This window comes from Streptomyces sp. HUAS MG56 (assembly GCF_058673395.1).
In genome coordinates this window covers 8,220,964-8,244,587 of the sequence record NZ_CM178722.1, presented here as the reverse complement: position 1 = coordinate 8,244,587, position 23,624 = coordinate 8,220,964, and the positions used below count along the sequence as shown (strand labels likewise).

Genomic DNA, 23,624 nt, shown 5'->3' with positions numbered 1-23,624 from the left:
CGATGGCGGACACCACGACGGCCCCCACCACGGTCGCCGACCTGCACAGCTTGGGCCTGCTGGTGGCCCGCTACCCCGACCTGCGGGCTCTGCTGGCCGACGCGTCCGACGACGAACTGACCGCGGCGGGACACCTGCTCAGCCGGTTGCGCCCGGACGACGTGCTGGCGGCGCACCCCGCGACGCCCACCGTCTCGGTGGCCGTGACCGGCCATGGAACGCTCGCTCCGCTGGTGGCCCCGCTCACCGCCCAGCTGGCCCGGCACGGGCTCCTGGGACGGATCTTTGTCGGCGACTTCGACAGCTACGTCGCCGACCTCGCCGAGCCGGGCAGTGCCCTGTACGCCTCGGACCCGGATCTGGTGCTGTGCATCCTCGACCCCACGGTGGTGTTCGACGAGGTGCCGGTGCAGTGGCGGCCCGAGGACGTCGATCGCGCGCTGACGGATAAGCTGTCCCTGCTGTCCGGGCTGGCGAGCCGCTTCCGTGCGGCGGGCCGCGGCACGCTGGTCCTCAACACCCTGCCCCTCACCCGGCGGTTCACCGCCCAGCTCGTGGACCAGACGTCGCGGTCCCGGCTGAGCGCCCTGTGGCACACGGCCAACGCCACGCTGCTGCGGATGGCCGAGGAGCATCCGGCCGTCGTCGTCCTCGACCTCGACCCGCTGCTGGCCGAGGGGATCGCGGCCGAGGACGCGCGGCTGGACACGTACGCCAAGGCGCACCTGTCACCGGCGCTGCTGGCCCGCTACGCCAGGGAGGTGGGCCAGCTCGCCCGGCAGGCCACCGGGCTCACCAAGAAAGTGCTCGCCCTGGATCTGGACGGGACGGTCTGGGGCGGGGTGCTCGGCGAGGACGGCCCGGAGGGCATCGAGGCGGCCGGCACCCACCGCGGCGAGGCCTTCCGCGCGTTCCAGCGCGTGGTCAAGCAGCTGGGCAGCCAGGGGGTGCTGCTCGCCGCGGTGAGCAAGAACGACGCGGAGGCCGTCACCGCGGTGTTCCGGGAACACCCGGACATGGTGCTGCGGGAGGAGGACTTCGTGCGGATCGTCGCCAACTGGCGTCCCAAGCACGACAACCTCACCGAGCTGGCCGCCGCGCTCAACCTCGGTGTCGACAGTTTCGTGTTCGTGGACGACAGCCCGTTCGAGTGCGGGCTGGTGCGGAGGGAGCTGCCGGGCGTGGCCGTGGTCCCCGTCGACGCGGAGCCCGCCCATCACGTGGGACGGCTGCTGCACGACGGCTGGTTCGACACGCCGACGGTCACCGCGGAGGACCGCACCCGGTTGGTGAAGTACCGCGACGAGCTGGTCCGCAAGGACTTCCTCGACAGCTTCGCGTCCCTCGACGACTACCTCCACCAGCTGGGGGTCGCCGTGCGGCTGGCACCCGTCGGCCCGGAACAGATCGGCCGGGTCTCCCAGCTGACACTGCGCACCTCCCAGTTCAACCTGACCACCGAACGCCTGCAGCCGGCCCGGGTGCGGGAGCTGGCCGACGCCCGGGACGCTCTGGTGCTGGCGGTGCACTCCCGCGACAGGTTCGGCGACAACGGCCTGGTCGGCGCGGTCTTCGCGCACCGCACGGGCCACGAGCTGCATCTGGACAACTTCCTGCTCAGCTGCCGGGTGTTCTCGCGGGGCATCGAGCAGGCGTGCCTGGCCGCGGTGCTGCGCCATGCCCGTGAGACCGGAGTGGCACGGGTCTTCGGCAGCTACCGGGCCTCTGCCAAGAACGGCAAGGTCAGGGACTTCTACCCGCGCAACGGGTTCACCGAGGTGTCGGGCGACGAGTCGGCGGCCACCTTCCGCCACGACCTCGCGCACCTCCCCGAGCCCCCCGCCCACATCGACCTCACCGACCTGCTGGGAGAACGCCCTTGAAGACCGAGGATTTCATCGCACTGCTGCACGACTCCATGGGGCTGCCGGTGACCGCCGAGGACATCGACCGGCCGTGGGACCAGATCGCGGGCTGGGACTCGGTGCACCTGCTGACCCTGGTGACCCTGCTGGAGCAGCGGACCGGACGGAGCCTGCCGTTCTCCGAGGTCCTTCAGGCCACCACCCTGGGGGACATCCACTCGCTGACCCTGGCCGCGGCGTGAGCGGGCGGGTGCGGGCGGTTCCCGTAGCGCCGGTGCGCCGGCCCACGCTGCTGTTCCTGAAGGAGGTACGGCCGATCGCGCCGGTGTTCCTGGACACCGAGGTGGACATGTCCGGCGTGCGGACGCACCGTGCCGAGGCCCACGAGCAGGGCCGCCACTACTCGACCACCGCCTACGTCCTCTACGTCGCGGCCCGCGTGCTCGCGCGGCACCCGGAGGCCAACGCGGCCGTTCGCGGACGGATCAGGCCGCGGGTGGCGCGTTACGCGTCCGTCAACGGGAAGATCACACTGGACAAGACGGTGGGCGGCCGACGCGTCGTCCGCTCGGCGGTGCTCACCGATGTGCACCGGGCGGACCTGGACGCCGTACAGGCGGAGGTGGACCGCTTCCGCGCCGGGGACCCGGCGACCATGCCGGAGTTCGCCCCGGCCCGGGCGCTGGAGCGGCTGCCGTGGCCGCTGGGGCAGCTCGCCTTCCGTGCCGGGGTCCGGCCGCTGAACCGGCGTCACCGGACGGTCGGCACCTTCGCCGTCACCTCGCTCGGCCACCGGCCGGTCGACGGCTTCCACTCGGTCGGCGGCACCACCGTCACGCTCGGGCTCGGCCGGATCGCCGACCGGCCGGTGGTCCGTGACGGCGCGATGGCGGTCGCGCCGGTGATGCGGCTCAGCCTCACCTTCGACCACAGGGTGATCGACGGTGCCGAGGCCGCCGACGTACTGGCCGAGATCAAGGACGGAATCGAGGGCTTCGCGGCCACCGGCCGGACGGGGGCGGCGGACGCCGGGCCACCCCGGCAGGCCGTGGCCGCGCCACAGGGAGGAGCGTCGTGAACGACCTCGCGGAACTCAAGCAGTACGTCGCGGTGCACGCCCGCGGGCAGCGCATCGCCGACTACCGGGACATACTGAACCGGATCCGTACGGATGACGGCGGCGGGCCCGGCTCATGGGTCGGCGAGTGGTCACGGACGGCCGCGGTGCTGGAGGAGCACGGCAAGGACCTGGCGGCGGTCAAGTACTACGCCATGGCCAGGTTCCCGTACGTGGACGGACCCGACCGTCAGGAGGCGCTGGAACGCTGTGTGCGGGCCATGGACCGCTGGCGCGGCACGCAGCGGACCGACATCGAGCCCCTCGACGTCCAGCTGCAGGAGGGCACGGTGCGCTGCTGGGCCGGCGGCCTGTCCACCTCCGACCCCAAGCCGCTGCTGGTCGTCATGGGCGGAATCGTCTCGGTCAAGGAGCAGTGGGCGCCGATGCTCGCCCATGTGCGGCGCCTGGGCATGGCCGCGGTGGTCGCGGAGTTGCCGGGCACCGGCGAGAACGCGCTGCCTTACGGGGCCGGCAGTTGGCGGATGCTGTCCGGGCTGCTGGACGCCGTCGCCGACCGGGCCGACGTCTCCCGCACATACGCCACCGCGCTGAGCTTCAGCGGCCATCTGGCCCTGCGGTGCGCGGTGGAGGACCCCCGCATCCGCGGGGTGGTCACCGTCGGGGCGCCGATCGGGGCGTTCTTCACCGACCACGCGTGGCAGAAGCAGCTGCCCCGGATCACCGTGGACACGCTGGCCCGCATGACCGGCACCGTCGCGGACGCCGTACCGGGCGCCCTGGACGAGTGGGCGCTGACCCGGGAGCAGCTGGCCGGACTGGACATCCCGGTGGCGTACGTGGCGAGCTGGCGTGACGAGATCATCCCCGCGGCCGACCTGGAGCTGCTGCGCAGCGGTGCTCGCCGGCTGAACCTGGTCGAGTTCGACGATGTGCACGGAGCCCCGCACCACGTCGGCGAGGTGCAGTTGTGGACCACGGCGGCGCTGCTGCGTGCGCGCGGCATCCGCAACGCACAGTCCGCCGTGCTCGGCATGCTGCTGCGCGGTCAGGGGCTGCGGCGCCGGCTGACCGGCTCGCGGGCCTGAACCGCCGGACACACCACTCGACGCCCATGGGTGGTGCCCCACTTCGTGAAGTGGGGCACCACCCATGGGCGTCGAGTCGCTCGCGGCTCAGCCGACGAGCGCCTCCAGCTCGGTGACGATCCGGGAGGGGGTGGGCTGGTCCAGCATCTCCTGCCGCAGCCGTCGCGCGGCCTGGCCGGGGGCCGCGCTGTCGAGCACCTGGCGCACGGCCTCCTGTACGGCCTGTGTGCCGAGGTTGTCGCCGTCCAGGACGATCCCGGCACCGGTGCCGGCCAGCCGCTCGCTGACCAGCCCCTGGTCGGCGATCTGCGGGACCGTCACCTGGGGCACGCCGTGCAGCGCCGCCGTCAGGGTGCTGCCGGCGCCGGACTGGTGGATGATCGCCGAGCAGGTCGGCAGGATCAGGTCCAGCGGCATCCCCACCAGGACGCGCATCCGCTCGGGCAGTCGCCCCAGACGTTCGCGGTCCGCGGCCCGCAGGGCGAGGATCACCTCGACGTCCAGGTCTGCCAGCGCCTCGACGATACGCGGAACGAGAAAGGCCTCGGGCCCCCGCATGGTCGTGGTGAGCGATCCCCAGGTGACGCAGATCCGAGGCCGCTCGGCGGGTTCCAACAGCGACTGCGGAGCCACCGCGGTGCCGTTGTAGGAGGTGTAGCGCATGGCGACGCGGTGGGGCACGCCCGGCACCTGCAGGGATTCCGGGCAGGTGTCGAGGGTTCGTACGGCGATGTCGGCGGCCGGCTCGGCGCCGTGACGCAGGTAGAGGTCGGCCAGCTCCTGCGGCCAGGCGGCACGGTGGTCCTCCTGCGCGCTCACGCCGTTGCCCGGCAGGCCGACCTTGCGCGACATGTCCGGCCCCCACAGGTGCCGTACGACCGGAGCGGACACCGCGGCCGCGGCGAGCGGGGCGGCGTACACCACCGGGTCGGTGATCACGAGATCCGGCCGCCAGCCGCGGGCGAACGCGACGAGGTCGGGCGCCATGTCCTCGGCGGCCCTGATGTGCGGGACCATCCGCAGGTCGAGGAGCTTGCGCAGGACGTCGGGCGGGAACTGGCCGGGACCGGTCACGTGCCACTCACGAGCCAGTTCGTCCCGTACCTTCACCGCCTCGGCCAGTCCGGCGATGAGGTCGTAGTCGCCGCCGGCGGTCACCGCGATCATGCCCGTCCGGGTGACCGGGTCGGCGAGCTGCGGGTGCCCGGCCACCCGGACATCGTGACCGGCCGCTCGGAAGGCCCAGGCCAGTCCCACCATCTGGTAGTAGTGGGTAGGCCAGGCCATCGGGGTGAACAGGACACGCACGGTCTTCCTCCTGAACGATGGGTGAGGGCAGGCGGGCCGTGCGCATCAGGCCGCGTGGGCGGCCGGAACGCCGGCCAACTGCCCGGCCACGTCGGCGGGCGAGGGCTGGTCGGCGATCTCTTGCCGCAGCGCGTCGGCCGCCTTGCGGACGGTGCCGTCGGCCAGGGCGGCACCGACCGCCGTCGTGAGGGCCGCCGGGGAGAACCCGGCGGCGTCCAGGTGCAGTCCGGCGCCGGCTGACGCCAGCCGGGTCGCGGTCGCCACCTGGTCGAGCATCCCGGCGATGAGGACCTGCGGTACGCCGAACGAGGCCGCCGTCAGCATGGTGCCGGTGCCGCCCTGATGGACGATCGCGTCACAGCTGGGCAGCAGCAGGTGCAGCGGCAGGTCCTCGACCACCCGTACGTTCGCGGGGACGTCGCCGAGCAGCTCGCGGTCGGAGCCCTTGACGGCCAGGACGACCTCCGCGTCGAGCCCGGACAGGGCGGCCAGGACGTCCGGCACGAGGAACGAGTCCTCGCCGCCCAGTTGGGTGGTCGTGGTGCCCCAGGTCACGCACACCCGGCGCCGCCCGGCGCGCTGGGAGAGCCACAGCGGGGCGTCGCCCGGGCCGTTGTACGGGACGAAGCGGACCGGCAGGCGGTCGGGTGTCCCGGGATACTGCAGGCTCTGCGGACAGGGGTCGACGGTGGCGCTCGCGTACTCCGGGCGGACCGGCACCCCGTACTGCTCGAAGAGCCGCAGCAGAGAGTGCGTCCACAGCTCGGGCGCGGCGCCGCTGCCCGGGAAGAACCCCATCTGTCGCTCCACGGCCGGCCCGGTCAGGTGGTGCACGAGCCGGGCACCGGACGCGTGTGCCGCGAGCGGGGCGGCCAGGACGAACGGGTTGCTCACCACGAGGTCCGGTCGCCACGCCCCGGCCAGCTCGACGAGCTCCCCGGCCATCGCGGTGGCCGTTTCCACGAACGGCGCGAACTTCCGCTCCAGGACCCGTCTGCGCATCTCCGGCGTGGGTGCGGCCTTCTGCTCGAGGTTCGCCTTGCGGTCCGGGTGCTCGCGGTTGTGGCGGGCGATCTCGTCCGCGATCCGCTGGAAGGCCGGCAGGTAGTCGTAGCCGGCACCGACCTGGGTAATGGTCAGGCCGGAGCGCTTGACCGCGTCGGCCAGCTGCGGCTGCCCGGCCACCCGCACCTCGGCGCCCGCGGCACGCAGGGCCCAGGCCAGCGGGACCATCTGGTAGTAGAAGGTGGGCTGCGACCAGGGGACGAACAGGACCTTCACGAGCCCGTCCTCTCCGGCCGGGGCGCGGCCGGGGGCGTACCGTCGCGCAGAGCGGCACCGGCCTCGGTCACGGTGAGGACGACGCTGGAGACGTTGTAGCCCTGGGTTCCGCCGACCAGCAGGACGCGGTCACCGGCGTCGAGCTGGCCGCTGCGCAGCAGGTGGTCGAGCGAGATGGCCTGGTCGCTGGCGCCGATGTGCCCGATGGTGCGGCCGAAGTCCCAGGTCGCCCTGGACAGCGGCAGACCCAGGGGCTGCAGCAGGTCGGCCTCGATGATCTCGGCCCCGGCGTTGGTGAAGACGACCCGCTCGAGGTCGTCGGTGGTGAGCCCGGCCTCCTTCAGCGTCCGCTGGGTCACCTCGGCGTACATCATGGTGAAGATCCGGTGGAAGTCGATCTGGTTGTACCGTCTGGCGATGGCGAACTCGCGCGCACGGCCCGGTACGTCGACCTTCGGCGGGGCGCCGGTGCCCCTCTCGGCCAGCGGGAGGTCGCCCCGGTGCATGGCCTCCAGGTCGGCGTAGGTCAGCGAGTTCACCGCCTCGATCCGGGCGATGCCCTCCTCCTTGCCGAGCAGCAGCGCGGAACCGCCGTCACCGATGGCCATGCCGAACCCGGCGCTGCGCCACCGCTCGACCTGCGGCAGATCGGCCTGCAGGCCCGCGGTCACCAGGGCACCGGCGCCCTCCGGGGCGAGCGCCAGCCAGCCCGCCGCGAGCTCGACGCCGGCCAGCGTGCCGTTGCAGCCCTGGCTCACCTCGAAGCCGGGGATCTGCCCGCAGCCCAGCTCGCGCATCACATAGCCGACCGGCGCCCAGCCCTCCGGGCCCTCGCTGAACATGGTGGCGTGGATCAGCAGAGCCAGTTGCTCGGCCGGGAGTCCGGCCAGGTCCAGGGCCCGTCGTGCGGCGTCGGCCGCCAGCTCCACGCCGGGCGTCCCCGGTGCCACGGGCACCTCCACTAGGTCGCTGCCCGTGAACTCGTTCGGCCGACAGTGGCCCGCCTCGAACGCCTCGGCCAGGGTGACCCGCTCGGCGGGCAGCGACACGCCGATGGACCGTATGTACAGGTTCTCCGTCTTCATGGCTGTCTCCTGTCGTCAGACGGTTTCCGGCGCGGTCTGCGCCCACGGCGAGGGGGCCCGGAGGGTGCCCAGGTACGGGTGCCACAGGTGGTCGGGGTCGTTCTCCACCGCGGTGACGATCTCCCGCATGGCGCGCAGCGTGTCGGATTCCTCGCCGTCGTAGAAGTCGCCCTGCAGCATCTTCAGTACGTCGATGCGGTAGCGCGGGTCCTGGACGAAGGCGGTGAACAGGACGTTCAGGCGGTAGTAGATGGAGATGAACTCGTACCAGTTCTTCACCGCGGTGCAGATCTTGGTTTCGAACCCCTCGAACCGCTTCTTGCCGAAGTCACCCGCCTCGTGGGCGGCGATGATGTCCTTGGCCGCCAGCCGCCCGCTGTTCAGGGCGACGCTGACGCCGCTGGAGAAGATCGGGTCGACGAACCGGGCCGCGTCACCGATCAGCACGAAGCGGTCGCCGCAGATCTCCTTCATGGTGTAGCTGTAGTCGCCCTCGGTTTTGAACGGCCGCAGCCGTTCGGTCTTCTTGAGGGCCTTCAGCAGGTCGGGACGACTGCCGACCATGTCCCAGAAGAACTGCTCGCGGTTCTCGTTGGCCGCGGCGAAGCGCTTCTTCTGGGTGACCACACCCACGCTGGTGATGGTGTCGGTGATCGGGATCTGCCAGACCCAGCTGTCCTCTACGGGCAGGAAATGCACGTAGATGTATTCCGTCTTGTCCGGCTCCACCGCCAGCTCCGAACGGTCGAGCCCCTCGAACCAGCTGTGGATGGCGTACTGGTTGAAGACCGGGTCGGACACCTTCAGCTTCATCTGCCGTCCGAGGGTGGTCTGCCGACCGGAGGCGTCGACCACCATGCGGGCGGTCAGACCGAACTCCCGGGGCCCCATGCGGCAGTTGACCGTCACGATCTCCGGGTCGCCGTCGAAGTCGACGCCGAGCACCCGGACACCGTTGAAGACACGGGCGCCCTGCTCCTCGGCGTGCTTCAGCAGGATCAGGTCGAACCTGCCGCGGTCGACGTGGTACGTGTAGTCGCGGTCCACGCCCGGCTGGTCGCGCTCGACGAACTGCACCTCGGCCGCCCGGAAGTCGTGGTCGAGGCCGGTGAACCCGTTGTGCGGGACGTTGCGTGACTCCGCCGATGTCCAGGCCGCACCGTACTTGCGGGGGAAACCGGCGGCGTCGATCTGGTCCATGACACCGATCTCGACGAGCACCGGGGTGGTGGCCGGCACCAGCGACTCGCCGACGTGCGGACGGGGGAACAGTTCGCTCTCGCATACCGCCACCGACAGTCCGGCTCTTGCCAGGTAGGAGGCCACGGTCGAGCCCGAAGGGCCACCGCCGATGACCACGACGTCGAAATCAGGGTTCATAGGGACTCCAGTGGGGCGCCGTTGAACGAATGGGGCTGGGCCGCCGGGGGCAGATGTGTGTCCGCCGGCCGGGTCCGGAACAAGCGGTGCGGTCTGGCCGCGCGCGGCTCACTGTTCCCCGGCGGTCTTAAGGCGGACTACAGCGGGATTAAGGCGCGGCGCGTAGCCGCTCGCCCTGCAGCCGGCCGGCCCTGGCCGGGTCCGCGCACGCCCGCACCGAGGCGACGGGGTCCGGATCTCGGCGCTCGGGTGCGAGGTCCCGGTGGCACGGCTTTCACGGCCTTGGCTTTAGACGGCACCAAGGACCCGGTTAGTCGCCCGGGTGACCCTGACGGCGGCAGGCGAGGTCTGCGCTGGGCCGGGCGGTCGTCGAGTGATCGGAGACCTGTGGCACGCCCGGAGCGGCGGCTCCTGGGCCGGTCGCGGCCCGACGAACGGGAGCGGGACAGAAAGGGTCACGAAGAACATGCCGAGCGAGTACGCCTCCGCGGTGTCCGACACCCGCGTTTCCCCGGAACTGTTCGCGGTGATCGGCTTCTCCTGCCGGCTGCCCTCGGCGGACGGTCCGGACGCTTTCTGGGAGCTGCTGGCCGATGGTGCGAGCGCGGTCACGACACGACCGGACCAGGTGTCCGGCGACGGCGGACGACGCGCCGGGTTCCTGGAGGACGTCGGCGGCTTCGACGCCGCCTTCTTCGGCGTCTCACCGCGCGAGGCGGTGGAGATGGACCCCCAGCAGCGGCTGATGCTGGAACTGAGCTGGGCCGCCCTGGAAGATGCCGCGATCGTCCCGGACACCCTCAAGGGCAGCCGCACCGGCGTGTTCGTCGGATCCATCTGGAACGACTACGCGAACCTGCTGCACTCCCGGGGCGCCGGAACGGCGAGCCATCACACGCTCCCGGGCACCAACCGCGGCGTGATCGCCAACCGCGTCTCGTACGTCCTCGGACTGCACGGTCCCAGCCTGACCGTGGATGCCGCGCAGTCGTCTTCGCTGCTCGCCGTCCATCTCGCCTGCCAGAGCATGCGCGCGGGCGAGTCGGACCTCGCCCTCGTCGGCGGCGTCAACCTGAACTTCTCCCCCGAACGCGCCGCGGAGGCCGCTGCCTTCGGCGGTCTGTCCGCCGACGGCGAGTGCTTCACGTTCGACGCCCGGGCCAACGGCTACGTGCCCGGCGAGGGGGCGGTCGTCGTGGTGCTCAAGCCGCTGGCGGCGGCCCTGGCGGACGGCAACCCGGTGCACTGTGTGATCCGGGGCAGCGCAGTCAACAACGACGGTGCCACGGACGGGCTGACCGTGCCGAGCGCCGAAGCGCAGAGCGACGTACTGCGGCGCGCCTGCGAACAGGCGGGCACGGACCCGGCCGACGTCCAGTACGTGGAGCTGCACGGGACCGGCACCGCGGTCGGCGACCCGGTGGAGGCGGCGGCGCTCGGCGCCGTCTACGGCACGGCACGGCCGGCGGACGCCCCGCTCCTCGTCGGATCGGTCAAGACCAACGTCGGGCACCTCGAAGGCGCGGCGGGTCTCGTCGGGCTCCTCAAGACCGCCCTCAGCCTGCGCCACGGACAGCTGCCGCCCAGCCGGAACTTCTCGACCCCCCATCCCCGAATCGACCTGGCCGCGCTCCATCTGCGGGTGCAGACCTCCCTCACCGCCTGGCCGCGCCCCGACCGGCCCATGCTGGCGGGGGTCAGCGCCTTCGGGATGGGCGGGACGAACGTGCACGTCATTCTCGAGTCGGCTCCCGGGGACTTGGCGCCGGTCGGATCGGTGCCGGCCGATCAAGCGGACGCCGACCCGGCCATGGACGGACCGGCGCCGTGGCTGCTCTCAGCCCGCACCCCCCAGGCCCTCCAGGCCCAAGCCGCCCGCCTGCACACCCACCTCACCCACCACCCCCACCTCCACACCAGCGCCGTCGCCCGCGCCCTGGCCACCACCCGCACCCACTTCACCCACCGCGCCGCCATCACCCACGGCACCACCACCCAACGCCTCAACGCCCTCCACGCCCTCACCACCGGCCAACCCCACCCCCACCTCACCCACACCACCACCAGCGACGGAGGGGGGAAAATCGCGTTCTGCTTCAGCGGCCAAGGCACCCAACACCCCGGCATGGGCCACGACCTCTACACCACCAACCCCGCCTTCGCCCACCACCTCGACCGCGTCTGCCACGCCCTCGACCCCCACCTCGACCACCCCCTCCAACACATCATGTGGGCCACCCCCAACGACCCCCTCACCGGCCTGCTCAACACCACCCTCTACACCCAACCCGCCCTCTTCGCCCTCCAAACCGCCCTCTACCACCTCCTCACCCACGACTACGGCATCCACCCCCACTACCACCTCGGCCACTCCCTCGGCGAAATCACCGCAGCCCACACCGCCGGCATCCTCACCCTCACCGACGCCGCCCACCTCATCACCACCCGCGCCCACCTCATGCACACCCTCCCCCCCACCGGCACCATGGCCAGCATCAACCTCCCACCCCAACCCCTCACCCACTACCTCACCCAACACCACATCACCGACGTCACCATCGCCGCCCACAACACCCCCACCACCACCGTCATCGCAGGCCACCACACCACCGTCCACCACATCACCACCCACTTCCAGCAACAAGGAATCAAAACCAAAATCCTCAACACCACCCACGGCTACCACTCCCCCCACCTCGACCCCATCCTCGACCAACTCACCCACACCACACGCCATATCACCCACCACACCCCCCACACACCCCTCATCACCAACCACACCGCAACCACCACCACCGACCCACTGCCCACCCACCACTGGACCACCCACGCCCGCCAACCCGTCCACTACCACCAATCCATCACCCACCTGAACCACCAAGGCGTCACCACCTACCTCGAAATCGGACCCGACACCACCCTCACCACCCTCAACAACCACACCCTCGACAACCGCCTCGACAACCAGACCGACACCACCAGCCCCGACCCCATCACCATCACCCACACCCTCCACCCCCAACACCACCCCACCCACACCCTCACCCACGCACTCACCACCCTCCACAACACCGGCACCCCCATCAACTGGCACAAAGCCCTCCCCACCACACCACCCACCCCCCTCCCCACCTACCCCTTCCAACACCAGCAGTACTGGCCGACGTCGGCCTTCGAAGAGACCCCGGTCGCGACTGCCCCGGTGACCGTCGCCGCTGCGTCCGAGGAGGACCGCCGCCGCTCCCTGCTCGACCTCGTGCGCGCGCTCGTCGCGCGGGTGCTGGGCTTCTCGTCGGCGGACGAGGTCGAACTCCACACGCCGTTCCGGGATCTGGGCATGGACTCCATGTCCGCGGTGGAGTTGCGGAACCAGCTGGGCACCGCGACAGGGCTGAGGTTGCCGACCGCGCTGACCTTCAACTACCCGACGCCCACCGCTCTGGTCGCGTACCTGCAGGAAGCCTCCGGTACTCCGGAGGGCGCCGAGCGGGCCGGGCGTACGGCGGGCGTCTCCGGTGTTCCCGTACGCACCGCCGACGAGCCCGAGCCCCTCGCGATCGTGGGCATGGCATGCCGCTACCCGGGAGGCGTGGCCTCTCCGGAGGACCTCTGGCGGCTGGTGGCCGAAGGGACCGACGCCATCGGCGAGTTCCCCGGCAACCGGGGCTGGGACCTCGACGCCCTGTACGACCCGGATCCGGCGGCGCACGCGACGTCGTACGTGCGGTCGGGCGGTTTCCTCCATGACGCGGACGAGTTCGACGCGGCGTTCTTCGGGATCAGCCCGCGCGAAGCGGCGGCGATGGACCCGCAGCAGCGACTGCTGCTGGAGACGGCCTGGGAGACGCTGGAGCGGGCGGGCATCGATCCGGCGGCCCTGCGCGGTTCGGCGACGGGTGTCTTCGTGGGGGCGACCGCGCAGGACTACGGTCCCCGGCTGCACGAAGCCCCGGCGGGCCTGGACGGACACCTGCTGACCGGCACCACCAGCAGCGTCGCATCGGGCCGGGTGGCTTACACGTTCGGCTTCGAGGGTCCCGCGGTGACCGTGGACACCGCCTGTTCGTCCTCGCTCACCGCCGTGCACCTGGCCGGGCAGGCGCTGCGCCAAGGCGAGTGCTCGATGGCGCTGGCCGGTGGCGTGACGGTGATGTCGAGCCCGGGGATGTTCGTGGAGTTCAGCCGGCAGCGGGGCCTGGCGGCCGACGGCCGGTCCAAGGCGTTCGCCGCGGCGGCCGACGGCACGTCCTGGGCAGAGGGTGCGGGCATGCTGCTGCTGGAGCGTCTGTCCGACGCGCGGCGCAACAACCACCGGGTACTGGCGCTGATCCGCGGCAGCGCCGTCAACCAGGACGGCGCGAGCAACGGCCTGTCGGCGCCCAGCGGCCTGGCCCAGCAGCGGGTCATCCGGCAGGCGCTGGCGAACGCGCGGCTCGGTACGGCGGACGTCGACGCGGTGGAGGCGCACGGCACGGGCACGGCGCTGGGTGATCCGATCGAGGCCGAGGCGCTGCTGGCCACCTACGGCCAGGACCGTCCGGCGGACCGGCCGGTGTGGGTGGGCTCGCTGAAGTCCAACATCGGGCACACCCAGGCGGCCGCGGGGGTCGGCGGCGTGATCAAGGTGGTGATGGCCCTGCGGCACGGGCTGCTGCCCCGCAGCCTGCACATCGACGCGCCCAGCCCGCACGTGGACTGGTCCGCGGGCAGCCTGTCGCTGCTGTCCGAGGAGCGGGAGTGGCCCCTGACGAACCGCCCCCGGCGGGCGGCCGTCTCCTCCTTCGGCATCAGCGGCACCAACGCCCATGTGATCCTGGAGCAGGCGTCCGAGGACACGACCGACGACGGCAGCGCTCAGCACGCTCCCGCCGGGGACGGCGGCGAGCAGGGCGGTGCCGGATCCGTGGGCGGGTCGGATGACGGGGTCGTGCCGTGGGTGGTGTCGGCGAAGTCGGAGGCCGCCCTGCGCGACCAGGCCGCCCGGTTGCTGGCGCTGCTGGACGGCGACCCCGGGCTGGACATCGACGCCGTGGGCGCGGCCCTGGTCGTCTCCCGTGCCGCGCTGGACCACCGGGCGGTGGTGGTCGCCGGGGACCGCAACGGGTTCCGTTCCGGGCTGCGTGTGCTGGCGGCCGACGGCAACGCGCCGAATCTGGTGCGCGGTACGGCGCGGGCGAGTGGCCGTACGGTCTTCGTCTTTCCCGGTCAGGGATCGCAGTGGGCCGGCATGGCCGCTGCCCTGATGGACTCCTCGCCGGTGTTCCGCGCGGAGATCGAGGCGTGCGACCGGGCGATGGCGCCGTTCACGCACTGGTCACTGACCGATGTCCTGCGGGAGCGCGAGGGCGCGGCGCCACTGGACCGGGTGGACGTGGTGCAGCCCGCGCTGTTCGCCGTGATGGTGTCGCTGGCCGCGCTGTGGCGGTCGTACGGTGTGCGGCCGGACGCGGTCGTCGGTCATTCGCAGGGTGAGATCGCGGCCGCGTACGTGGCCGGCGCGCTCTCCCTGGACGATGCCGCGAAGGTCGTCACGCTGCGCAGCAGGGCACTGCGGGGCATCGCGGGCACCGGTGGTCTGCTCGCGGTGCCGCTGCCCGCGGCCCGGGTGGCGCCGCGGCTTCAGCGGTGGGCGGGCCGGCTGGACGTCGCCACGGTCAACGGCCCGGCCTCGACGGTGGTCGCCGGGGATCCGGAGGCGCTCGACGAACTGCTGGCCGAGTACACCGCGCAGGAGGTTAGGGCGCGCCGGATCCCGGTGGACTACGCCGCGCACTCCCCGCAGGTCGAGGTGATCGAGGACGAGCTGCGGGAGGTGCTGGCCGACATCGCGCCGCGGTCGTCGGCGACCGCCTTCTATTCGACGGTGACCGGTGGACGGATCGACACCGCGGGGCTGGACGGCGACTACTGGTACCGCAATCTGCGGCAGACCGTCGAGTTCGAGCAGGCCACGCGCGCCCTGATCGCCGATGGCTACCGGCTGTTCGTCGAGACGAGCCCGCACCCGGTTCTGACCGTGGGGGTCCAGGACACAGCCGAGGACACAGGGGCCGCGGGCGACGTGGTCGTGGTGGGCTCGCTGCGCCGGCAGGAGGGCGGTCTGCCGCGCCTGCACACCTCGCTCGCCGAGGCGTACGTGCACGGCGCGGCCGTCGACTGGCCGGTGGCCGAGGGCGCGGCGCGGGCGGTGGACCTGCCGACGTACGCCTTTCAACGGCAGCGTCACTGGTTGACGGCGCCGGTCGCGTCAGGCGCCCCCGGCGGGCTGGGGCTCGGCCGGGCGGACCACCCGCTGCTGGGTGCGCGGCTGGACGCCGCCGACGAGGACCGCCTGGTGTTCACCGGCCGGATCTCGGCCCAAACCCACCGGTGGCTGGTCGACCACGCGGTGAACGGCACGGTGCTGCTGCCCGGCACTGCCTTCGTGGAGCTCGCCGCGCACGCGGCGGGGCGGGCCGGATGCGCCGAGCTGACCGACCTCACTCTGCGGACACCGCTGGTGCTGCCCGCCTCCGGCGCGGTGCGGCTCCAAGTCACGGTCGGCGCCGCCGACCCGGCAGGACGGCGTCCGGTCGGGGTGTACTCGCGGCCGGATGCCGACGACGCCGACGGCGAGGAGTGGACCTGCCACGCCGTGGGCACGGCCGAGCCCGCCACCGCCGGGGGCCCGCGGTGGAGCGGGCCGTGGCCGCCGCGCTCCGCGGAGCCGCTCGACGTCGACGAGCTCTACGCCTCTCTCGCCGACGACGGCTACGAGTACGGCCCGGCGTTCCAGGGGGTGCAGGCCGCATGGCGGCTCGGTGAGGAGATCTACGCCGACGTCCGGCTGGCGCCCGAGCAGGTGGGCGACGCGGACCGCTTCGGTCTGCATCCCGCGCTGCTGGACGCGGCGCTGCACGTCCTGGCGCCCGCCGGGCAGCTGGGCACGGACGAACAGGGCCGGATCCGGCTGCCGTTCGCCTGGGCCGGGGTGTCGCTGTGGGCGCCGGGGGTGGCCGCGGCGCGGGTGCGCTGGACCCGCGGGGGCGCGGGTGACCTGGAACTGGCACTCTTCGACAGCGAGGGCGCGCCGATCGCCGCGGCCCGCTCGGTGACCACTCGCCCGGCCTCCCCCGCGGTGCTGCGCGGCGCCGGTGCGGTGCGGCACGACGGGCTGCTGCGGCTGGAGTGGATGGCCGCGGGCGGCGCCGGCGCTCCGGCGGATCCGGGCCGCTCGTGCCTGCTCGGCGACGAGCACGGGACGCGCGTCGCGGCCGGCTCGCCCGGCGACGGCGGTACGGAACCCGAGCTCGAGCGCCACCCGCACCTCACCGGGCTGCTGGACGCGGTCCGGTCCGGCCGGCCGGTACCGGACGTCGTGCTGTCTGTCGTACCCGGGTCCGCACCGGCGGGCGGGCAGCGGCAGGCGGTCCCGGAGGCGGCCCACCGAGCGGTACGCGACACCCTCGCGCTCCTCCAGGAGTGGCTGGGCCACGCGGAGTTCGCCTCGTCCCGGCTGGTCGTCGTCACACGCGGGGCGGTCGCCGCCGCCGGGGACGGGGCCGGCGACGGACAGGGCCCCGACCCGGCCGCGGCGGCCGTCTGGGGGCTGGTGCGAGTGGCCCAGAGCGAGCACCCCGGCCGCTTCACCCTGCTGGACCTCGATGGCACCGGTTCCTCCGCGACGGCGCTCGTGGAAGCGGTCTTCGGCGGCGAGCCACAGCTCGCGGTGCGCGCGGGCACCGTCCTGGTGCCGCGGCTCGCCCGGCTGCCGGAGACCCCCGACCTCACGACCGGGCCCGCTGTCCTCGCGGAGGGTGCCGCGGACGGGGTGCGGATCGACCCGGACGGAACGGTCCTGATCACCGGGGCCACGGGCACTCTCGGCACCCTGACGGCACGTCACCTGGTGACGGCCCACGGCGCCCGGCGCCTGCTGCTGGTGGGCCGGCGCGGCGCGTCCGGGGAGGGCGCCGCCGCGCTGGCCGCCGAACTCACGGCGCACGGCGCCGAGGTGCGCTTCGCCGCCTGCGACGTGGCCGACCGCGACGCGGTGGCCGCGCTGCTCGCCACCGTGCCCGAGGCACACCCGCTGTCAGTGGTGGTCCACGCGGCCGGCACGCTGGACGACGCCGTGGTCGAGCGGCTCACGGCGGAACAGGCGGACGCCGTGCTGCGGCCGAAGGCCGATGCCGCTTGGCACTTGCACGAGTTGACGCGGCATCTGCCGCTCACCGGCTTCGTGCTGTTCTCGTCGGTCGTCGGCACCGTGGGCACCGCTGGCCAGGCCAACTACGCCGCGGCCAACGCCTTCCTCGACGCCCTCGCGCAGCACCGGCGCCGAGCCGGACTGCCGGCGACCTCGGTCGCGTGGGGCCTGTGGGGCGAGGCCACGGGGATGACCGGCCACCTCACGCACGCCGACCGCGCCCGGCTGACGCGTGGCGGCCTGACCCTGCTGACGACCGAGCAGGGCCTGGAACTCTTCGACACCGCCCGGCGGTCCGGTGAGGCCGCGGTGACGGCCGCCCGGCTGGACGGTGCCGTGCTGCGCCGGCAGGCCGAGGCGGGCACCCTGCCGCCGGTGCTGCGCGGGCTGGTCCGCACCCCCGTACGCCGTGCCGGTGGCGCGGGAACGGACGGCTCCTGGGTGCAGTCGTTGGCCTCGCTGCCGGACGAGGCGCGCGGCCACGCGGTGTCCGAGCTGGTGCGCACGCACCTGGCGACGGTCCTGGGCCATGCGGACACGGCAGCCGTCGACGGCGACCAGGCGTTCAAGGAGCTGGGCATCGACTCGCTGACCGCGGTCGAGCTGCGCAACCGCCTCAATGCGGCGACCGGTCTGAACCTGCCGTCCACGTTGGTGTTCGACCACCCCACGCCCGCCGCGCTGGCCCGGTACATCAACGCCGAACTGGGCGGCCGGGCCATCTGTGCGGCGGCGCCGCGGACCGCCGCCGTGGGTGCGGCCGCGAACGAGCCGGTCGCCGTCGTCGGGATCGGCTGCCGCTTCCCCGGCGGTGTGACCTCGCCGGACGAGCTGTGGCAGCTGCTGCTGGCCGGCCGCGAGACGGTCGGTGACTTTCCCTCGGAGCGCGGCTGGAACGTGGAGGAACTGTACGACCCGGACCCGTCACGGGCGGGCCGCAGTTCGACCCGCCGGGGTGGTTTCCTCGGCGACGCGCACCATTTCGACGCGGAGTTCTTCGGGATGAGCCCGCGCGAGGCACTGGCCACCGACCCGCAGCAGCGACTGCTGCTGGAGACGGCCTGGGAGACGCTGGAGCAGGCCGGGATCGATCCTGCCGGACTGCGCGGCAGTCGGACCGGCGTCTTCGCGGGTGTCATGTACGGCGACTACGGCGGCCGACTGCGTACCGCCCCGGAGGAGATCGAGGGCTATCTCCGCAACGGCAGCCACGGCAGTGTCGCGTCGGGCCGGGTCTCCTACACCTTCGGGTTCGAGGGTCCGGCCGTCACGGTGGACACGGCCTGCTCCTCGTCCCTGGTCGCCCTGCACCTGGCGGCGCAGGCGCTGCGTTCGGGCGAGTGCGACCTGGCGCTGGCCGGGGGTGTGACCGTGATGGCCACGCCGGCCACGTTCATCGAGTTCAGCCGGCAGCGGGGGCTGGCCCCGGACGGCCGCGTCAAGGCGTTCGCGGCGGCCGCCGACGGTACCGGGTTCGCCGAGGGGGTCGGTCTGCTGCTCGTCGAACGGTTGTCCGACGCGCGGCGCAACGGCCACCGGGTGCTGGCCCTCGTCCGGGGTTCCGCCGTCAACCAGGACGGCGCCAGCAACGGGCTGACCGCACCCAACGGCCCCTCTCAGCAACGCGTCATCCGCCAGGCGCTGGCCAACGGGGACCTGGAGCCCGCCGAGGTGGACGCGGTCGAGGCACACGGCACGGGCACGCCGCTCGGGGACCCGATCGAGGCCCAGGCACTGCTGGCGGCCTACGGCCAGGACCGGCCCGCGGAACGGCCGTTGTGGCTCGGCTCCGTGAAGTCCAACATCGGCCACACCCAGGCCGCCGCGGGTGTGGCGGGCGTGATCAAGATGGTGCAGGCCCTCCGGCACGGCGTCCTGCCGAAGACACTGAACGTGGACGCCCCGAGCCCGCACGTGGACTGGGAGGCGGGAGCGGTCAGGCTGCTCACCGAGCAGACGCCCTGGCCCGACACCGGCCGCCCCCGCCGGGCCGCCGTCTCCTCCTTCGGCATCAGCGGCACCAACGCCCACGTCATCCTCGAAGCACCGCCCGCCGCCGATGTCCCTCCGTCCGCCACCGAGTCCACCGGGCCGGCCGGCGAGGCGTCTTCGGACCCCGGTGAGGGTTCCGGAGGCGAGTCCGCCACGGCGTCACCCCGCCCGGTGTTTCCGTGGGTGCTCTCCGCCAGGACGGACGCCGCGCTGCGCGCGCAGGCCGAGCGGCTGTGCCGGCACCTGACCGAGCGGCCGGGACTGGGCCACGAGGAGGTCGGTCACGCGCTGGCCACCACCCGCGCCCACTTCGACCGGCGCGCCGCGGTCCTGGCGAACGACGACGAGGAGCGCCTGGAGGGCCTGAAGGCACTGGCACGCGGTGAGTCGGCGAGCGGCCTGCTCCACGACGCGGCCGCCCCGGCCCCCGGCAGGACGGTGTTCGTCTTCCCCGGCCAGGGCGGCCAGTGGCTGGAGATGGCGGACGAACTGCTCCGGGACTCACCGGTGTTCGCGCGCCGCGTTGAGGAGTGCGCGAAGGCACTGGATCCGCTGACCGGCTGGTCCCTGATCGACGTGCTGCGCCGGGCCCCCGGGGCACCGCCGCTGGAACGCGTCGACGTGGTGCAGCCGGTGCTGTTCGCCGTGATGGTCTCGCTCGCCGAGCTGTGGCGCTCCTACGGTGTGCACCCCGACGCCGTCGTCGGCCACTCCCAGGGCGAGGTCGCCGCCGCCTGCGTGGCCGGGGCCCTCTCCCTGGACGACGCGGCCGCGGTCATCGCCCTGCGCAGCCATGTCATCACCGAGCTCGCCGGCACCGGCGCCATGGCCTCCGTTCCCCTGCCCGCCGGCGAGGTCTCCGGCCTGCTGGCCCGGCACCACGGGGGCCGCGTCACGATCGCCGCCGTCAACGGCCCGCGCACCACCGTGATCGCGGGCGACGTAGACGACGTACGCGGCATCGTGGCCGCCTACCAGGAACAGGGTGTCCGCGCCCGGGAACTGCCCGTCGACTACGCCTCCCACTCCGCCCACGTCGAACGTGTCGAGGCCCCTCTGCGGGAGGCCCTGGCCGGTGTCCGTGCAGGCGTCTCGGACATCCCGTTCTACTCGACGCTGACCGCCGGCCTGCTGGACACCACGACCATGGACGCCGCCTACTGGTACCGCAATCTCCGCCGGCCGGTGCGCCTGGAGGAGGTCGCGCGGCGGCTGCTCGCCGACGGACACCGGCTGTTCATCGAGGTCAGCCCGCACCCGGTGCTCTCCGTCGGACTCCAGGAGACCATCGAGGCGGTGGGTGCCGAGGCCGCTGTAGTGGAGACGCTGCGCCGCGGGGAAGGCGGCCTGGCCCGCGTCACGGGCTCAGTCGCCCTCGCCTACACGCGGGGCGCGGCGGTGGACTGGCGGCGCCTGCCGCACACGGTGCCGACGACCCCCGTGGACCTGCCCACCTACGCGTTCCAGCGCCGGCCCTACTGGCTCGCCGCCGGCGCCGCCGGTACCGACGTACGGTCTGCCGGGCTCAGCCCCGCGGACCATCCGCTGCTCGGAGCGGTGACCGAACTTCCTGACGGCGGGCTGCTGTTCAGCGGTCGGCTGAGCCAGGCCGACCACCCCTGGACGGCCGACCACGCGGTCCTGGAGAACGTGCTGCTGCCGGGGGCCGCGTTCGTCGAGCTGGCGCGGCACGCCTCCGAGCACCGCGGCGCGGGGCTGATCGAGGAACTGAACCTGCATGTGCCGCTCGTCCTGCCTGAACAGGGAGCGGCGCAGCTGCAGATGGTGGCGGGGGCGCCGGACGCGGATGGCCGCGGCACGCTGGTGATCCGTTCGCGGCAGGCCGGCTCCGCCGACGCCGACGGCGCGGCCGCGTGGGTCCAGCACGCCACCGGTGTCCTCGGCCCACCCGCACCGCCGTCCGCCGGGCCCGCACCCGCCTCGTGGCCGCCGGCCGGTGCCGAGCGGGTGGACATCGATGACCTGTACGAGCACCTCGCGGACGCCGGCATCGGCTACGGCCCGGTGTTCCAGGGGCTGCGCGCCGCCTGGCGCGCGGGCGAGGACCTGTACGCGGAGGCGGAGCTGGGCGAGTCCACCGCCGCCGACGGGTTCGGCATCCATCCGGCGCTGCTGGACGCGGCCCTGCACCCGGTGTTCCTGCGCCCCGGCGCGCTGCCGGAGGCGGAGGGGAGCGAGCGGCGGGTCCCGCTGCCTTTCGCCTTCTCCGGGGTGTCGGTCAACGCGGGCGCCGACCGGGCCGTACGTGTGCGGATGTCGCCGGTCGGCTCTGACGCAGTGTCGTTGACGTTGAGCGACAGCTCGGGCCGGGAGGTCGCGTCGGTCGCGTCACTGACGGTGCGCCCGATCGGTGTCGAGCAGCTGCGGCGCGCCTCCGGCAGCCGAGAGCCGCTCCTCGGCGTCGACTGGGTCACCCCGGCACAGTCTGCGGATGCCGTGGCCCCCGGCGCCGGGCGCTGGGCGGTGCTGGGCGACCTTCCGGACACGCGGTACGACTTGGCGGGCCTCGACCGGTACGCCGACCTGCCCGCCCTGCTCGCGGCGATGGAGTGCGGTGCTCCGCCGCCGGACCTGGTGCTGGTCCCGGTCCCCGGTGCGGACCCGGACAGCCCGGCGGACACCGTGGAGCAGGCGCACGCCGTGGCCCGCCGTACGCTCGCCCTCGTGCAGGACTGGCTGGCCGCCGACCGGCTGGAGAGCTCCCGGCTCGTCCTCCTGACCCGGCGGGCGGTCGCTGCCCGCGCCGACGAGGACGTACAGGATCTCGCGGCCGCCGTGGTCTGGGGTCTCGTCAGGGTGGCGCAGTCCGAGCACCCCGGCCGGTTCGTGGTCGTCGACCTGGACGAGGAGGTGTCGGAGGCACTGCCCGCCGCACTGGGCGCCGCGGTGGCGGGTGAGCCGCAGTCGGCGCTGCGAGGCGGCGCCGTCCTGGTCCCGCGGATCGCCCCCGACAGGTCCCCCGCGCCGCCGGCCGGACGGTCCGACACCGCGCCGGCCGCCCTGGCCAGCGGGGGGACCGTCCTCATCACCGGGGGCACCGGCACGCTCGGTGCCGTCCTGGCCCGTCACCTGGTGGTCGAACACGGCGTACGGCATCTGCTGCTCACCAGCCGCCGCGGCCCGGACGCGGACGGCGCCGACTCGCTGGCGGCCGAACTGACCGGCCTCGGCGCGGAGGTGACCGTCGCGGCCTGCGACGTCGCGGACCGGGAGGCGCTGGCCGCCCTGTTGTCCGGCGTCCCCGAGGAGCACCCGCTCACCGCGGTCTTCCACGCCGCGGTGGCCCTGGACGACGCTACCGTCGCCTCGCTTACACCACAGCGGATGGAGGCGGTGTTCCACCCGAAGGTGGACGCTGCCTGGCACCTGCACGAGCTGACCCGGCACCGGCCGCTGTCCGCGTTCGTGCTGTTCTCCTCGGTGGCGGGCCTGGTGGGCAACGCCGGGCAGGCGGGCTACGCCGCCGCCAACACCTTCCTCGACGCCCTCGCCCACCGCCGGCGGGCGCTCGGTCTGCCCGGCGTGTCCCTCGCCTGGGGGCTGTGGGAGCAGACCAGCGGCGCCCTGGACCAGGCCGACCGGGCCCGGCTCCACCGCTCCGGGATCACCGCCGTCGCTGCCGTGGAGGGCTTGGCCCTCTTCGACGCCGCACTGGCCGCGAACCGCCCCCTGGCCGTACCGGCCAGGCTCGATCCGCCGCGGCTGCGGGCGCAGGCGGACGCCGGCCTGCTGCCGCCGCTGCTGCGGGACCTGCTGCGCACACCCGGCCGACGCACCCCGGCGGCCGCCGGTCCGTACGCCGACGACCGGGCCGCGGCACTGCGGGATCAGCTGCGCGGTCTTGGCGAGCCCGAGCAGCACCAGGTTCTGGTGAAGCTGGTGCGCGGCCTGGTCGCGACCGTGCTCGGTCACGACACACCGGAGCACGTGACGGTGGAGCGCGGGTTCCTCGACATGGGGTTCGACTCGCTGACCGCCGTGGAGCTGCGCAACCGGCTCAACGCGGCGTCCGGTCTGCGCCTGCCCACGACCGTGGTCTTCGACTATCCCACCGTGTCCGGCCTGGCCCGGCGGCTGCGGACCGAACTCCTCGCGGAGAACACACCGTCGGAGAAGTCGGCGCTCGACGATCTGGACCGGCTGGAGTCCGCGCTCGGGGACTACTCGCCGCAGGCCCGCACCAGGGTCTCGACACGGCTGAGGGAGTTGCTGCAGCAGCTGGGCGGCGGCCCGGCGGGAGCGGGGGTGCCGGACGCCGAGGCCGACAAGCGGGTCGAGTTCGCCACCGACGACGAGGTCTTCGACTTCATCGACAACGAACTGGGCATCTCATGAGCC

General features: G+C 73.1%; 9 protein-coding genes. 5 read left to right on the top strand and 4 right to left on the bottom strand.

Annotated elements, in window-relative coordinates:
- Positions 1 to 2: 2 nt before the first annotated feature.
- The 4 genes from AC4OXY_RS38190 to AC4OXY_RS38175 are packed head-to-tail and all read left to right on the top strand — an operon-like array spanning position 3 to position 4,031.
- On the top strand, positions 3 to 1,883 hold the full coding sequence (locus AC4OXY_RS38190) for an HAD-IIIC family phosphatase (protein ID WP_491991928.1): 1,881 nt from the start codon (positions 3 to 5) through the stop codon (positions 1,881 to 1,883).
- A complete protein-coding gene (locus AC4OXY_RS38185) occupies positions 1,880 to 2,107 on the top strand; it encodes a phosphopantetheine-binding protein (RefSeq protein ID WP_491991927.1) in 228 nt (75 codons plus the stop codon). Before AC4OXY_RS38190 ends, AC4OXY_RS38185 begins: the two co-directional genes overlap by 4 nt.
- Before the next feature lie 32 nt (positions 2,108 to 2,139).
- The gene (locus tag AC4OXY_RS38180) at positions 2,140 to 2,943 is read left to right on the top strand and encodes a 2-oxo acid dehydrogenase subunit E2 (RefSeq protein WP_491991926.1); all 804 of its coding nucleotides are present in this window, start codon (positions 2,140 to 2,142) and stop codon (positions 2,941 to 2,943) included.
- The gene (locus AC4OXY_RS38175) at positions 2,940 to 4,031 is read left to right on the top strand and encodes an alpha/beta hydrolase (protein ID WP_491991925.1); all 1,092 of its coding nucleotides are present in this window, start codon (positions 2,940 to 2,942) and stop codon (positions 4,029 to 4,031) included. The genes AC4OXY_RS38180 and AC4OXY_RS38175 overlap by 4 nt, the downstream gene beginning before the upstream one ends.
- 87 nt (positions 4,032 to 4,118) lie before the next feature.
- On the opposite strand, the gene AC4OXY_RS38170 is transcribed toward AC4OXY_RS38175, so the two are convergent.
- The 4 genes from AC4OXY_RS38170 to AC4OXY_RS38155 are packed head-to-tail and all read right to left on the bottom strand — an operon-like array spanning position 4,119 to position 9,085.
- On the bottom strand, positions 4,119 to 5,339 hold the full coding sequence (locus AC4OXY_RS38170; protein WP_491991924.1) for a nucleotide disphospho-sugar-binding domain-containing protein: 1,221 nt from the start codon (positions 5,337 to 5,339) through the stop codon (positions 4,119 to 4,121).
- 45 nt (positions 5,340 to 5,384) lie between these two features.
- Positions 5,385 to 6,620 carry a nucleotide disphospho-sugar-binding domain-containing protein gene (locus AC4OXY_RS38165; RefSeq protein ID WP_491991923.1) on the bottom strand — a complete coding sequence of 412 codons (1,236 nt, stop codon included), beginning with the start codon at positions 6,618 to 6,620 and terminating at the stop codon, positions 5,385 to 5,387.
- A complete protein-coding gene (locus AC4OXY_RS38160; RefSeq protein ID WP_491991922.1) occupies positions 6,617 to 7,705 on the bottom strand; it encodes a ketoacyl-ACP synthase III family protein in 1,089 nt (362 codons plus the stop codon). Before AC4OXY_RS38160 ends, AC4OXY_RS38165 begins: the two co-directional genes overlap by 4 nt.
- A gap of 15 nt (positions 7,706 to 7,720) precedes the next feature.
- The gene (locus tag AC4OXY_RS38155; protein WP_491991921.1) at positions 7,721 to 9,085 is read right to left on the bottom strand and encodes an NAD(P)/FAD-dependent oxidoreductase; all 1,365 of its coding nucleotides are present in this window, start codon (positions 9,083 to 9,085) and stop codon (positions 7,721 to 7,723) included.
- 466 nt (positions 9,086 to 9,551) lie between these two features.
- Here AC4OXY_RS38155 and AC4OXY_RS38150 point away from each other — a divergent pair, with 466 nt between their 5' ends.
- A complete protein-coding gene (locus tag AC4OXY_RS38150; protein WP_491991920.1) occupies positions 9,552 to 23,621 on the top strand; it encodes a type I polyketide synthase in 14,070 nt (4,689 codons plus the stop codon).
- The last annotated feature ends 3 nt before the right edge of the window (positions 23,622 to 23,624 follow it).